11 protein-coding genes and 2 tRNA genes are annotated in these 14,147 nt (G+C 60.0%); 11 read left to right on the forward strand and 2 right to left on the reverse strand.

The window, feature by feature from the left end; all coding sequences use genetic code 11:
- The first annotated feature begins 84 nt into the window (after nt 1-84).
- The gene (locus HMPREF2710_RS04995) at nt 85-948 is read left to right on the forward strand and encodes a DUF8185 domain-containing protein (RefSeq protein ID WP_049345632.1); all 864 of its coding nucleotides are present in this window, start codon (nt 85-87) and stop codon (nt 946-948) included.
- 277 nt (nt 949-1,225) lie between these two features.
- Nucleotides 1,226-1,831: a phosphatase domain-containing protein gene (locus HMPREF2710_RS05000; RefSeq protein ID WP_005508133.1), complete on the forward strand. Its 606-nt coding sequence runs from the start codon at nt 1,226-1,228 to the stop codon at nt 1,829-1,831.
- Between the two features lie 143 nt (nt 1,832-1,974).
- On the opposite strand, the gene HMPREF2710_RS05005 is transcribed toward HMPREF2710_RS05000, so the two are convergent.
- Both HMPREF2710_RS05005 and pepN read right to left on the reverse strand, forming a co-directional pair.
- A complete protein-coding gene (locus tag HMPREF2710_RS05005; RefSeq protein WP_246824531.1) occupies nt 1,975-3,132 on the reverse strand; it encodes an SGNH/GDSL hydrolase family protein in 1,158 nt (385 codons plus the stop codon).
- A gap of 250 nt (nt 3,133-3,382) precedes the next feature.
- The gene (gene pepN / locus HMPREF2710_RS05010) at nt 3,383-5,932 is read right to left on the reverse strand and encodes an aminopeptidase N (RefSeq protein ID WP_070599855.1); all 2,550 of its coding nucleotides are present in this window, start codon (nt 5,930-5,932) and stop codon (nt 3,383-3,385) included.
- A gap of 379 nt (nt 5,933-6,311) precedes the next feature.
- On the opposite strand from pepN, the gene HMPREF2710_RS05015 reads away from it, so the two are divergent.
- From HMPREF2710_RS05015 to HMPREF2710_RS05055, 9 genes are all read left to right on the forward strand, one after another.
- Nucleotides 6,312-6,803 carry a ribose-5-phosphate isomerase gene (locus HMPREF2710_RS05015; protein ID WP_005505713.1) on the forward strand — a complete coding sequence of 164 codons (492 nt, stop codon included), beginning with the start codon at nt 6,312-6,314 and terminating at the stop codon, nt 6,801-6,803.
- A gap of 103 nt (nt 6,804-6,906) precedes the next feature.
- Nucleotides 6,907-7,791 (forward strand): Fpg/Nei family DNA glycosylase, encoded by an 885-nt coding sequence (locus HMPREF2710_RS05020; protein WP_070599857.1) that lies wholly within the window; start codon nt 6,907-6,909, stop codon nt 7,789-7,791.
- A gap of 61 nt (nt 7,792-7,852) precedes the next feature.
- A tRNA-Gly gene (locus tag HMPREF2710_RS05025) sits at nt 7,853-7,923 on the forward strand.
- Nucleotides 7,924-8,216: 293 nt separating this feature from the next.
- A tRNA-Pro gene (locus HMPREF2710_RS05030) sits at nt 8,217-8,291 on the forward strand.
- A 107-nt stretch (nt 8,292-8,398) separates the two neighbouring features.
- Complete coding sequence (gene tig, locus HMPREF2710_RS05035) at nt 8,399-9,700, forward strand: trigger factor (RefSeq protein WP_070599859.1); 1,302 nt, start codon at nt 8,399-8,401, stop codon at nt 9,698-9,700.
- Between the two features lie 319 nt (nt 9,701-10,019).
- Nucleotides 10,020-10,673: an ATP-dependent Clp protease proteolytic subunit gene (locus HMPREF2710_RS05040; protein WP_005505718.1), complete on the forward strand. Its 654-nt coding sequence runs from the start codon at nt 10,020-10,022 to the stop codon at nt 10,671-10,673.
- A gap of 5 nt (nt 10,674-10,678) precedes the next feature.
- Complete coding sequence (locus HMPREF2710_RS05045) at nt 10,679-11,368, forward strand: ATP-dependent Clp protease proteolytic subunit (RefSeq protein ID WP_012903382.1); 690 nt, start codon at nt 10,679-10,681, stop codon at nt 11,366-11,368.
- 461 nt (nt 11,369-11,829) lie between these two features.
- The gene (gene clpX, locus HMPREF2710_RS05050) at nt 11,830-13,197 is read left to right on the forward strand and encodes an ATP-dependent Clp protease ATP-binding subunit ClpX (protein WP_070599862.1); all 1,368 of its coding nucleotides are present in this window, start codon (nt 11,830-11,832) and stop codon (nt 13,195-13,197) included.
- Nucleotides 13,198-13,372: 175 nt separating this feature from the next.
- On the forward strand, nt 13,373-14,014 hold the full coding sequence (locus HMPREF2710_RS05055; protein ID WP_070599863.1) for a DsbA family oxidoreductase: 642 nt from the start codon (nt 13,373-13,375) through the stop codon (nt 14,012-14,014).
- Nucleotides 14,015-14,147 lie beyond the last annotated feature (133 nt).

Consider the following 14,147-nt stretch of genomic DNA (forward strand, 5'->3'; position numbering starts at 1 on the left):
ATCCGGAACGTCTGCCTAACACACCATCGCAGATATCACCCACCAACTTGCCACCGAGCAGGCCTACGCCGAAAAGGAGCAGAAATGACTACGCCGTCTGAAACCACCCCTGACAATACCCCCGTGCAGGAGAACGCTCCCGATCAGAACAGCGCACCGAACGCGGCGGCACCCATTGAACTCAAGTACAACCCCCACGAAGGCGTGGAGGAGCCCTACCTGATTCTGCCCGGCGGAGCGCAGGGTGCCGCAGCGGTCAAGGACCTTGCCACCTACATTTCTCGCGCCCTGGCGGTGAACCCGGACGCCGCTATCCGCCTGACTGCGCGCGGCCGCGTGGTGGCGGTGTTCGCCTGCTCCCTGGAGCCGGAGGACGCCTCCTCGGACACCCCGGTCATTATGGGTCTGCGTGCCCTGCACCTGCTGGCTGACTCGACCCTGGACATGACCGTGCAGGCGCAGGCGTTGCTGGACCGTCTGGCGCGTCTGCAGAAGCAGGCAGAAGAACAGGGCAACGAAGAGAACCCGCAGCTGGTGCTGTTCATGCCGCCGGTGACCGTCAACGCTAGCTGGGCAGGTAAGTCAGCCCCGCTCAGCGGCTGGTACGAGGTCGGCACCGTCCCGGTTGAAGAGTTCCACCGCGCCACCGCAGAAGGCCTGGAGGCGGTAGAACGCGCCCTGCCCGAGAACCCCGGCGCTGCTGTGCTTTCTACGGTGCGCTCGCGTATTTGGTCCTCCGATATGGTGCTGGAGTACCTACCTGAGTTCGATACCGTGCTTGTGCCGACCGGCGCGGCATTCGCCCTGCGCGTGTTTGGTTTCATCCCGGAAGGCTTCACGGGCGATCTGCCGCTGTTCGCTGCGCATGTTGGTTCGGAGGAGTGGCTGCGCATTGTGGCGCCCGCCGGTATGGTGCTGGTGCGCCGCGGTTCCGGTTCGCTACTCTAACCCCCCCTCTCTAGGCTTTGCTAGATCTTTCTCAGCTGGCGGTACGGGTTCTGACCTGCGCCGCCAGCTATTTTTGCGTCTCATGACATCATCGGGGGATTTGTAATAATGACTTTCGATAAGGCATTACTTTACGAAAATAGGGTATTCTAGAAAGACTACGCCCTTTCACCGGGGCGTCTTTGACACACCGATTACCAGCCACACCGCACGGGAACTCTTCCGCCGCGCCCTCACCAGGCGCATTCTTCCCGTACGGATCGAAAGTGAGACCTATATGGATCTGATTGCAGTCGACATTGACGGTACCCTTGCCAGCAACCGAGATCAGATGGACAAGTACCTGACCGGTTTCTTCGCAAGCAACCGCCGATTCTTCAAGGCCATCCGCAACGCCACGGTCAATGTTGAAATTGCCGACCGTGTTCGCGAAATCGCGGCAGACACCGGCGCAGAGGTCGTAGTAATTACCGGCCGCGATGGCACCTACATGAAGGAATTGAACCAGTTCATCGCCCGCGCAGGTCTGGAACCCAAGCACGTGTTCGCTAAGCCCGGCAACGACGGCTCCAACAGCCCCGCATGGAAGGACTCCGTCATTGAGTCCCTGATTGCTGACGGCAACCGCATTATCCACGCTTTTGAAGACACCGACCACGAGGTGTACCTGCGCCGCGGCATTCCCGTCACCTGGGTCGCCCCGATTCGCGACTACATTGGCGAATGGCACTACGAGTCGATTGACATTGACCCGGTCGCCTGGGCTGCCGAGCAGCGTGAGAAGGAAGCCGCTCGTGAGCGTCAGAAGCGTCGCCTTGCGGAGGGCGTGCTCGCACACCAGAAGGCCGAGGCGAAGGAACGCCAGGCAAACGTCGCGGCATAAAACCCGCACACCAACTTGAGAGCTGCGGTGGGTAACCCACTCAAACGAATGAGGCGCCGGAAGGATTCAATCCTCCCGGCGCCTCATTCTAATGCTATATGCGTTAATCGAAGCTGATGTACTCGGCTGATTACACAGTTAGTTTACGCGGTGCCGAGCAGTTCACGCAGACGAGTCGCAAAGGGGCCCGCCAGCTTATGGTGCGCCTTCTCCTTCAGATGCACACCATCAGCCATGTCACCCTCAGTCAGGTAAATGGTCTGCCAATCAGCGGTGTCCATGAACAGCACGCCAGTCTCGCGGGCACCCTGCCTTGCCACTTCGTTTGCCACGTGACGCTTATGCGCCACCTGCTTATCCGTCGCCGCATCCTCACTCATCGACACCACGCCGCCGAACACGATCTTCGACGACGGGTACATGCGTCGTAGCTGCTCAATGACCTGAGTTTGGTGAGCGTTCACGTGTTCGCGAGCCTTCGTCTCATCCTCGTGAATGTAAATGTCATTGCCGGAGGCGTCCAGGTAAATCACGCCGGGGTTACCGTTCGGCAGAGCCCAACGGCCACCCATCACACCCTGATAGTAGGAAGGGCACACACCCTCGCGGGCGGTCACAAAACCGATGCCGCCGCAACGGAACAGGTACGGGACGAAACCTGCCTGCTTCAGACCCAAACCAACCCAGGAGGTTGCGGTCACCTGCGAGTCACCAATCACCAGGGCATCCTTAGCGCCAAGAACATTGGTGTTACGCGGCAGACCGTTCGCCTTATCCCAGTAGAGTTCAGCCTTCTCAAACTTGGTGTACAGAACGCCCTTCTTGGATCGCCAGCTCACCGGCAGACCCTCCCAACCGGCAAAGTCGCTGTACCCGCGCTGCTTCCACCAGTGCTCGTAGACGCCGGATTCCACCGCAACCGGACCGTACTTGGGGGTGTACATGACCACGCCACCCTTGAACTGCTGAACCAGCATGTCGGCGGCATCAGCGGAGGTGGGGAACGGCGCCTGAATCTCACCGGTTGCCTGCGCACCCTCCTTGCCGAAGGCGTTCTGCGCGGTGCGTTCCATCTTCTGCGCCGGGGTGGTCGGTTCCGGAGTCGGCTCGGGGGAGGGGGACTCGCTGGGGCTTTCCTGCGCCGACTGGGTAGGCTCGGCGCCCGCAGCAGCGGTAGCGGCAGTGCCACCGGGCGCGATGAAGCCTCCTGCGGAGTACACGCCAAAGGAACCGGCAGCAACCACAGCAAGGATTGTGCCGGTCAGAGAAACTTTCGCGATAGGAGACTTGATAGAAGGCATGCACAACAGTATACGATAGGCGCAACCCCAAGTAGAGAGCTTTTGAGGGATATTCAAATGAAAATACCAAAAAATATGCACCGCAGTGACAAGAATTAGACTCGGTGCGCAAACCGGTGCACAACTCAAAATAGAACCGGCATAAACCCCATATAGAAACGTCCCCTCCCACCCCGAATCTCGGGGTAGAAGGGGACGAATAAAAACTTATGAGAGCAGGTGGCGAACCTGCCTCAGCTCACAAGCATTGTTAGATGTCAGCCGCCTGAACCTTCAGCGCACGAGCCACGCCGTCGCGTGCCTCCGCAATCTGACGGTACAGAGCCGCAGCATCCTCAGGCAGAGAAGCCAGGTACGCCTCGGTACGCTCCAGCAGCTCAGCGGTCGGCTCGCTCGGGTACATGCCACCAATAATCTGCATGGAAATCTCGTGCGAACGCGAACGCCAAATACCCTCAATCTGCTCGAAGTACGGCTCATTGTACTGGGCAATCAGCTCGGGCTTGCCGGACTTGAAACCGGAAATAGCGTAACGCTGAATCATGTTCGACAGCTCGCCGGTCACCATGATCTTGTTCCAGTACTCAGCCTTAGCCTCAGCAGTCGGAATCGACGCGTATGCCTGAGCGGCGTACTGCTGACCGTTTGCGGTGTTGTCGTTCTCCAGCTCCGCAGCAATCTGCTCGGCGGAGAAACGGCCACCGGTAGCCAGGCGGCACACCAGGTTCCAACGCAGGTCAGCGTCAATATCCAGGCTCTCAAGGGTCAGCTCACCCTCGAAGAGACGCTGCACGTTGTCGTACTGCTCCTCGGTGCGGGTCTGGTTGATGAACGCCTGCAGCAGCTGCAGCTGAGCATCCGAGTCGGGCTCTGCAACGCATGCCAGCTCCCACAGACGGTCAGCGGCACGGTGGCGGGTCTCCTCGCGAGCTTCAGGAGCTACGAAGGAGTGCAGAGTAGCGGACAGGTTGTTGATCTGGGTGCGCAGAGCGGTGGAGTTGGTCTCCTTACCGATGTTGTTCAGCACCAGGTCAACGTACTTACGTGCCGGCATCTGAGCGTCACGCACAGTATCCCAGAGCGAACCCCAGACCACGCCGCGAGCCACGGACGAATCAATGTCGCCCAGGTGCTTGATAGCGGTCTCGATGGAACGCTCATCCAGGCGAATCTTAGCGTACGCCAGGTCCTCATCGTTCAGCAGCAGCAGGTCGGGGCGCTTCTTGCCGATAGCCTCCTCAACCACGGTCAGCTCGCCGTCAATGTCCAGCTCGATGCGGTCGGTGCGGGTCAGCTTGCCGTCCACCAGGTTGTAGAAACCAATTACCGCACGGTGCGGGCGCAGGGTCTCGAAGCCCTCAGCGTAGGACTGGCGAATACCCAGCGAAGAGATGTTGCCAGCCTCGTCGTTCTCAATCTCAACGGCGAGAGTGTTCACGCCGGCGGTCTCAAGCCACTTGGCGCTCCACGCACGCACGTCACGGCCGGAGGTGCGCTCCAGCTCAACCAGCAGGTCGTCCAGCACGGTGTTGCCCCAGCTGTGCTTATCGAAGTACACCTTCAGAGCAGCCATGAAGTTCTCCTGGCCAACCCAAGCCACCATCTGACGCAGCACCGAAGCGCCCTTTGCGTAGGTGATGCCGTCGAAGTTCACCTGAACGTCGGCGAGGTCGCGAATCTCGGCCACAATCGGGTGGGTCGAGGACAGCTGATCCTGACGGTAGGCCCAGGTCTTCTCCGAAGCGGAGAAGGTAGCCCACGCCTCCTTGGCATAGCGGGTGTTCTCCGCGGCGGCCAGGGTAGACATGAACTCCGCGAAGGACTCGTTCAGCCACAGGTCGTTCCACCACTTCATGGTGACCAGGTCGCCGAACCACATGTGAGCCAGCTCGTGCAGAACGGTGATAGCGCGGCGCTCACGCAGAGCCTCCGCAACCTTGGAACGGAAGACGTAAGTCTCCAGATAGGTCACGCAGCCAGCGTTCTCCATCGCACCGGCGTTGAACTCGGGCACGAACAGCTGATCGTACTTTTCGAACGGGTACGGGGTCTTGAACTGCTCCTCGTAGAACTCGAAGCCCTGACGGGTCAGCTCAAACATGTCCTCAGCATCCACAAACGGCATGAGGGACTTACGAGCGTACACACCCAGCGGAATCACGCGACCCTCAGAGTTAGTCAGCTCGCTGGTGACCTTCTCGTAGGGGCCAGCCACAATCGCGGTAATGTACGAAGACATGCGCGGGGTCGGCTTGAAGAACCAGGTCTTCGCACGGCCGCAACCGCACTCCTTCTCCTCAACCTTCACCTCGGGCTGGTTAGACACAACCACCCAGTGCGAGGGAACGCGCACAATAAACTCGAATTCAGCCTTCAGGTCGGGCTGCTCAAAGACGGGGAACACGCGGCGGGAGTCCGGCACCTCAAACTGGGAGTACAGGTACACTTCGCCGTCGGCGGGGTCCACGAAACGGTGCAGACCCTCACCGGTGTTGGTGTAGAACATCTCTGTGTCAATGACCAGGGTGTTCTCAGCAGCAAGGTTCGGCAGCTGGATGCGCTCGCCGTCCGCCAGGTCGGTGCTCAGCTCTTCGCCGTTGAGGTTAATGGACTTGACCGAGGAGGTGATGGCGTCAATGAAGGTGGAGGCACCTTCCTGAGCGTCGAAGCGAATTTCAACCTTCGAGGAGAAGACGTCTTTGTCCTTCGGCAGGTCGAGTTCAATACGGTACGAGTGCACGCGCTTAATAATGGATGCGCGTTCGGTTGCCTCATTGCGGGTTAGGTTCAGGCCGGGCATACAGCTCCCTCTCCTTAGATGTGAATAGCGTGCCGTGTTGACACGCCCTGTCATGGTGCGCTGGTTCCCGAGGTGCGCGGCTCCTGCGACGCTGCATACGTAGCGCTGGAGGCGTTCAAGCTTGGGCGCGGCGAATCGGGACACCAAAAAGTGCCATACCCCACAGTCTACCGTATAGGTGGGGGTTTAGAAGGTTCCGCATTACCCGAACCCGCGCGAATTCGATACAGTTAAGACAGAAAAAACCCAAACGGGGAAGCGTATCCCACCTGATGGATGCGCGGCGCACTCTAGCAACGGCGCTCAGAACTGAGAACCGGCGCCTCCCACGAACGCACAAACGCACGTCACACCAAGACAAAATCACCAGGAGAGTACCATGCGCGTACACATCGCAACCGACCACGCTGGCCTCGAACTGAGCCACTACCTAATCGAGTCCCTCACCGCTGCGGGCTACGAAATGATTGACCACGGCCCCGCCGACTATGACCCGCTGGACGACTACCCCTCGTTCTGCATTAACGCAGCCCTTGGCGTGAAGCGTGACCGCGAGGCTGGCCTGGACTCCCTGGGTATTGTGCTGGGCGGTAGCGGCAACGGCGAGCAGATGGCGGCGAACAAGGTTGATGGTATCCGCGCGGCTCTGGCGTGGAACCACGACACCGCGGCACTGGCTCGCGAGCACAACAACGCACAGGTCGTTGCTGTGGGCGGCCGCCAGCACAGCAAGGAAGAAGCACTGGAAATCATCAAGGTCTTCCTGGCTACCCCCTGGACCAACGAGGAGCGTCACGCACGCCGTATCGGTCAGCTGGCTGAGTACGAGCAGACCGGCGACATTGCCGGCAAGCAGATTGACGCTGCCTAAGCTCTAAAATCTGAGGCGCATAGTGCAGGCTATGCGCCTCAGTCGTCTTTGCACCCCATATAATCCGCACTATTTCTAGCCGACAAGTTTTCGAGGAGAACCCGTGCCCGAAGGCCACTCCATCCACCGTATTGCCCGCCAAATCAGTGACGTCTTCACCGGCGAGCGCGTGCAGGTTTCCTCCCCGCAGGGCCGCTACGCCGAGGGTGCCGCCCTGCTGGATGGGCACACCATCACCGGGGCGTACGCGCACGGTAAGCACCTGTTCGTGACCTTCGAGAACGACCTGACCCTGAACGTGCACCTGGGTATTTACGGTAACTGGAGCTTCGGTGGGGATGAGACGTTCACGGGTGCTTCGAGCATTGGCGCGCCCCGCAAGATCGGCGAAAAAGAATACGCGGCGGGGGAGGGGGAACCCTACGCCGGTCCTCCCGAACGGAAGAGTACGGTGCGTTGCCGTATTGTTTCGGAGCACGGCTGGGCGGACCTGGTGGGCCCGACTATCTGCCGCACCCTCACTCCGGAGGAGGTGCGCACCGTCCGCTCCAAGCTCGGCCCCGACCCGCTCAACCCGGATGCCGACCCCGAACAGTTCTACCGCGCCGCACGTAAGAGCTCCCGCCCGATTGGTGTGATTTTGATGGACCAGGCGGCAATCTCCGGCGTGGGCAATATCTTCCGCGCCGAGTCGCTGTACCGCCAGGAAATTGATCCGCTACGCCCCGGCAAGAGCCTCAGTGACGAGGAACTGGAGCGACTCTGGGAAGACAATAAGCACCTGCTGGTCATCGGCGTGCGCGTGGGGCGCATCATCACCACCGAACCCGAAGACCGCCCCGGCGTACCCGAAACCGAAGCGTGGCCCGACCACGCCAACTACGTGTACATGCACCACGGCGAGCCCTGCCGCCGCTGCGGAACGACCATCCGCATGGAGGAAATCGCCGGCCGCAAACTCTACTGGTGCCCCGGCTGCCAGGTCTAAAAACTGCTCAAATATTTGACAGTCCAGATGGAACCTCGATACTATAGTCAAGTTCCATTCCGGGGATGTAGCTTAATGGTAAAGCCTCAGTCTTCCAAACTGATTACGCGGGTTCGATTCCCGTCATCCCCTCGCACAATCCCCCCGACGTTGTCGGGGGGATTTTTTGTGCTCGGGGATGAAGGGAATCGCTTACGCATGCGGATTTATTTCCTCGCGCGCTCGGAATCCGCACGCTCCAGCTCGTCATCCCCTCCACCTCGCATCCACACAAAACACCCTACAAAACCAAGGGAGATAGGGGAGTACGCGCTCAGTGGAAATAAACCGCGCACGAGCCGCTGTGTTGGGCATTTAGCGGGAAAACAGGTAAACTAGGGCACTGACTGTGTTAAACACGCAAGTGCGCAACACGGTCGGTTTCACGGGGCGTGGCGTAGCTTGGCTAACGCGCCTGCTTTGGGAGCAGGAGATCGCAGGTTCGAATCCTGTCGCCCCGACGTGAAACGGTTGCCGCGACGCTACAGGGTCGTGGCGCTCTTTCCACTAAGCAACCGCGGCACACACGATTCGTGCCGCACCGAAACTATATGAGGAGATCACGGACGTGAAGACCGCCGTCGAGAAGCTCAACCCGACCCTCGCAAAGATTGAGGTCGAGGTTCCCTTCGCAGAATTCAAGCCCTACCTGGACCGCACCTACAAGAACCTCTCGGGTCAGATCAGCGTTCCCGGCTTCCGCAAGGGTAAGCTGCCCAAGCAGCTCATCGAGCAGCGTGCGGGCTTCGACTACATCGTCGAGGCATCCCTGAACGACGCTCTGAACGACTACTACGCACAGGCACTGGGCGAGAACGAACTCTCCCCCCTGGCACAGCCCGAGCTGGACGTTCAGTCCCAGCCCTCCACTGAGAACCGTGAGGCAGACCTCAAGCTGACCATCACCGTCACCGTCCGCCCCGAAATCGAGCTGCCCAACTACGAGGGCCTCGAGGTTGAGGTTGACGAGGTAGAGGTCACCGCTGAGGACGAGGTTCAGGCACTGGACGCTCTGCGTGAGCGCTTCGGCACCCTGAAGACCGTTGAGCGCCCCGCAGCTGACAAGGACTTCGTGACCATCGACATCGCCGCAGAAATCGACGGCGAGCAGGTAGACGCAGCAAACGACCTGTCCTACCAGATTGGTTCCGGCACCATGCTCGACGGCATCGACGAGGCTCTGACCGGCCTGTCCGCTGGCGAGGACGCAACCTTCGAGACCAAGCTCTCCGGTGGCGAGCACGCAGGCGAGCAGGCTGTCATCAAGGTCAAGCTCTCCGCAGTCAAGGAGCGCGAGCTGCCCGCAGCTGACGACGAGTTCGCACAGCTGGCTTCCGAGTTCGACACCATCGACGAGCTGAAGGAAGACATCAAGAAGCAGGTTGCAGAGGCTAAGGTTGCCGAGCAGGGCACCCAGGCACGCGACAAGGTCCTCGCAAAGCTCGTTGAGCTCGTTGAGATTCCCGTCCCCGAGAAGGTTATCGAGGACCAGCTCGAGCAGCACTTCAACAACCCCAACGCTGAAGCAGGCCACGACACCGAGGAGCACCGCGCCGAGGTTCGCGAGAACACCGAGACCGCATTCAAGAACGAGATGGTTCTCGACGCTGTTGCGGACAAGGAAGAAGTGACCGTTGACCAGGCTGAGATGATCAACTACATCATCACCATGAGCTCCCAGTACGGCATGGACCCCAACCAGTTCGCACAGATGCTGGACGGCTCCGGCCAGACTGGCGCACTGGTCGGCGAGGTTCGCCGCTCCAAGGCTCTGGCAGCAGTGCTGAAGACCGCAGTGGTCAAGGACACCAAGGGCAACGTTGTTGACCTGTCCAAGTACCTGGGCGAGGGCGAAGAGGCAGCTGCCTAAATCCCCGCCACGGTCTGCAAGAAGCCACTCCGCTAGAGGGTGTGAGCTGATTGCTTGAAATGTGTAGCCTCAGCGGGCATCCACCGAATTACCGGTTGGGTGCCCGCTGAGGCTCTTTTCACCCCAAACTATTCCGCCCTCAAGTTATTCCGTACCGAGGTTTTCGCCTCTGCTTCACCCCCTGGCGAACGAACAACCCGAAGGGAAGCGGGGGAGAGCAACTATCGGTAAGGTAGTAGCAACGAAACTTTTCGCGTGCGCTCCGGCGCGTAAATCGCGCAAAGATGCAGCGAAGACCCATTAGAGAAGAAGAGGAAGAATGTCCAGCTACATGCCTCTGCCCATCGGCGCCTCCCAGGCAGCCGGCGTGGCGCCCGCGCCGTCTATGGCAACCCCCATCGTTGGTGCCCAGGAAGATTACGTCTACAACAGCCTCCTGAAGGAGCGCATTATCTGGCTCGGCTCCGAGGTGCGCGACTCCAACGCTAACCTCATCTGCTCCCAGATGCTGTTGCTCTCGGCTGAAGACCCCGAGGCAGACATCTACCTGTACATCAACTCGCCCGGCGGCTCCGTGACCGCTGGTATGGCAATCTACGACACCATGCAGCTCATCCCGAACGACGTGGTGACCGTGGTGACCGGTATGGCAGCATCCATGGGTCAGTTCCTGCTCACCGCAGGCACCATCGGCAAGCGCTACGCAACCCCGAACGCCCGCATCCTCATGCACCAGCCCCTCGGTGGTATTGGCGGTACCGCATCGGATATCCGCACCCAGGCTGAGCTGATTCTGGACATGAAGAAGCGCCTGGCAGAGATTACCGCTGAGCGCACCGGCAAGAGCCTGGAAACCATCCTGAAGGATAACGACCGCGACAACTGGTTCAACGCGGAAGAGGGCCTGGAGTACGGCTTCTTCGACCACATTGCGACCACCGCCGGTAAGCTGCCCGAATCGAAGAACGCATAAGGGAGATGCACATGAACTACCTGCCGAACGATATCACCACCTCGGCGCCGGCTATGCCGAGCAACCGCTACGTGCTCCCCAGCTTCGAGGAGCGCACCCCCTACGGTTACAAGCGTCAGGACCCGTACGCAAAGCTGTTCGAGGACCGCATCATCTTCCTGGGCACCCAGGTGGACGACGCATCCGCTGACGACATCATGGCTCAGCTGCTGGTGCTGGAGGCACAGGACCCCGAGCGTGACATCACCCTGTACATCAACTCGCCCGGCGGCTCCTTCACCGCAATGACCGCTATCTACGACACCATGCAGTTCATCCGCCCCGAGATCCAGACCGTGTGCCTGGGTCAGGCGGCATCCGCTGCGGCGGTTCTGCTGGCTGCCGGTACCCCCGGCAAGCGTCTGGCACTGCCGAACGCTCGCGTGCTGATTCACCAGCCCGCTCTGAGCGGCCAGCAGGGCGGTCAGGCATCTGACATTGAGATTCACGCGAACGAGGTTATGCGTATGCGTGAGTGGACTGCACAGACCCTGGCGCTGCACTCGGGCAAGACCTACGAGGAAGTTGACCGCTCCATTGAGCGTGACAACATTCTGACTGCGGCTGCTGCTCTGGAGTACGGCCTGGTCGATAAGGTGCTGGAGTCTCGTAAGTTGCGTAAGCCTGCGACCAACACCGCTATTTCCCACACCTAAACTTTAGTTTTGAGGAATATCCCCGAGTATTTTTCGGGGGAGGGGCGGCATTGCCCCGTGTGCGAGCCTTCGGGCTGGTGCGCGGTGCGGTGCCGCTTCTTTTTGTGCACCGTGGGTGTATTTGGTGGGTCTCCGTGTGGTGCTTCAGTAGGTGACTCTGACCTGCACTTTACCCTTGTGAATCACCGTCATATCGGGGTGTGGAAGTTCCTGCCGCCGTCATAAAAGACGCGCTTTGTCATATGCCCGGTAAGTCCGTTCATTTGCGGTGCGTAATTCTTGGTTCCGGGGTGAACTCCGGTAGCCTTAGAAAAGGAGAAAATTCGAGTATTTCATACCGTTTTCTCACTCAAACTAGGGCGCCCACCACCCGCCGGTGCTCCTCCTGAGAAATCACCGCAGACATCAGGTCACTGACCCTTCTGCGCCGATTTCACCACGCCGATCGAAAGGGAATTTTCGTGGCCACAGACGTCATTGTGCCTCCCGAACAGCCCAACGCCAGCATGCGATGCTCCTTCTGCAAGAAGACTCGCGCGCAGGTTTTTAAGATTGTGCTCGGCCCGAATGTTTCTATCTGCGACGAATGCGTGGAGCTGTGCGAAGAGATCCTCGCTGAAGAGCGTCTGAAGGTGAAGGCCCCCGCCGCTGCGCCCGCGCCTCAGCTGGCTACTCCGCGCGAAATTTACAGCTACCTCAACGACTACGTCATCGGTCAGGACGCGGCGAAGCGCACCCTGGCGGTGGCGGTGTACAACCACTACAAGCGCATCCACGATATTGATAACCCGGTGTTGACCTCCCGCATTCTTTCGGCGACCGCGGGGGAGCAAGTGGAGCTGGGCAAGTCGAATATTCTGATGCTCGGCCCGACCGGCTGCGGTAAAACCTACCTGGCGGCAACCCTGGCGAAGAAGCTGGATGTGCCTTTCGCCCTGGTTGACGCAACCACCCTCACCGAGGCGGGTTACGTGGGTGACGACGTGGAGAACATTCTGTTGCGCCTCATTAACGCCGCTGACGGCGATATTGCCAAGGCTCAGCGCGGCATCATCTACATTGACGAAATCGACAAGATTGCCCGCAAGGGTGGCGAGAACCTCTCCATCACCCGTGACGTGTCCGGTGAGGGCGTGCAGCAGGCGCTGCTGAAGATTATCGAGGGCACCGTGGCGACCGTACCCCCGGAGGGCGGCCGCAAGCACCCGGCGCACGCGAACATTGAGATTGATACCTCGAACATTCTCTTCATCGTGGCTGGTGCCTTCGACAATATTGACGACCGCATTGCAGCCCGCGTGGGTGCCGGTGGCATCGGTTTCGGTGCCGAGCTGGGCGGTTCCGTAAAGAACCCGCTGGACCAGATCATGCCCGAGGACTTGGCGCACTACGGCATTATCCCCGAACTGATTGGTCGCCTGCCGGTCATCTCGACCCTGAACGAGCTCAACGAAGAAGAGCTGGCTCGCGTGCTGACCGAGCCGAAGAACGCGCTGCTCAAGCAGTACCGTCACCTCTTCGCCCTGGACGGTGTGGAGCTAATCATCGACGACGCAGCAATAACGGCTATTGCTCGCCTTGCCGCCGAGCGCGGTACCGGTGCCCGCGGTCTGCGCTCTATGATGGAGCAGATTCTGCAGCCGATTATGTTCGACATCCCGGACCGCACCGACGTGGTGTCCATCGTGATTGGTGAGGACACCGTGCTTAACGGTGCGGAGCCTCGCTACGTACTGCAGGCGCCCGACCCCGAAACCGAGACCACCCGCACCGTGAAGGGGGAGGCGAAGACCGCCTCCCTGAAGGCCGCGGACCGTCAGGCGGCATAACCGAATACTTCCAGCCGAACAGGCTAGGGAATAAAGAAGCCGTCGCCCCGGTTATACGGGGTGACGGCTCACTAGCAGGTACTGCTCTCGCTGGCATGTCCTGATGAGCGTGTACCGAAGAATAAGCGCCGGCTCATAGAAGCGGCTGGCGCAACCGTATGAGAGAGGAACACTCATGACTGAGAACGCACCCGCACAGATTGATTTCTGGTTCGACCCGATCTGCCCCTGGTGCTGGATTACCTCCCGCTGGATTGGCGAGGTGCAGAAGGTCCGTAATGTTGAGGTGACCTGGCGTCCCTTCTCCCTGTCCATGCACAACCAGGGCCGCGACCTGCCCGCCGACTACCAGGCAATGATGGACCAGTCCTGGGCGCCGACCCGCCTCATCACCGCTGTGCGCGAGCTGCACGGTAACGAGGTTATTAAGCCCCTCTACGACGCTCTGGGCGAGCAGATTCACCACAACGACAACAAGGCTGATTCCTACCGCGACGCAATCGTCAAGGCGCTGGAAGAGGTCAACCTGCCCGCAGAGCTGGTGGATGTCGCCTTCACCGACCAGTACGATGAGCAGATGCGCGCCTCCCTGGATCTGGCACTGGAGACCATGGGCGGCACCGATGTGGGTGTTCCGCTGATTTCCATTAACGGCACCGCTTTCTTCGGCCCGGTCATCTCCCCGAGCCCCGCCGGTGAAGAGGCTGGTAAGCTCTTCGACGGCGCCCTGGCGCTGGCTTCCTACCCCGGCTTCTTTGAGCTCAAGCGCCCCCGTAACGTGGGCCCGATTTTCCACGGCGAAAAGGGTGAAGCCTAAGAAGCCTGCAATGTGCTGAGATTCCTGCAATGCGCGCAGGCCCGGTAGAGTCTGCGGCTGCAGAGCAAAAAAGTACCGTCCGGTCATGAACTGACCGGGCGGTACTTTTTTATTCACTATGTTGCGCTGAAAC

The organism is Rothia sp. HMSC069D01 (assembly GCF_001810135.1).
Classification (GTDB): Bacteria; Actinomycetota; Actinomycetes; order Actinomycetales; family Micrococcaceae; genus Rothia.

Bases quoted from the DNA above. Each gene is read 5' to 3' on its own strand.
- HMPREF2710_RS05005 (WP_246824531.1), bottom strand. From the start codon at position 3,132: ATGCCTTCTATCAAGTCTCCTATCGCGAAAGTTTCTCTGACCGGCACA.
- HMPREF2710_RS05055 (WP_070599863.1), top strand. From the start codon at position 13,373: ATGACTGAGAACGCACCCGCACAGATTGATTTCTGGTTCGACCCGATC.
- HMPREF2710_RS05040 (WP_005505718.1), top strand. From the start codon at position 10,020: ATGTCCAGCTACATGCCTCTGCCCATCGGCGCCTCCCAGGCAGCCGGC.
- HMPREF2710_RS05045 (WP_012903382.1), top strand. From the start codon at position 10,679: ATGCACATGAACTACCTGCCGAACGATATCACCACCTCGGCGCCGGCT.
- HMPREF2710_RS05000 (WP_005508133.1), top strand. From the start codon at position 1,226: ATGGATCTGATTGCAGTCGACATTGACGGTACCCTTGCCAGCAACCGA.
- HMPREF2710_RS04995 (WP_049345632.1), top strand. From the start codon at position 85: ATGACTACGCCGTCTGAAACCACCCCTGACAATACCCCCGTGCAGGAG.
- pepN (WP_070599855.1), bottom strand. From the start codon at position 5,932: ATGCCCGGCCTGAACCTAACCCGCAATGAGGCAACCGAACGCGCATCC.
- HMPREF2710_RS05015 (WP_005505713.1), top strand. From the start codon at position 6,312: ATGCGCGTACACATCGCAACCGACCACGCTGGCCTCGAACTGAGCCAC.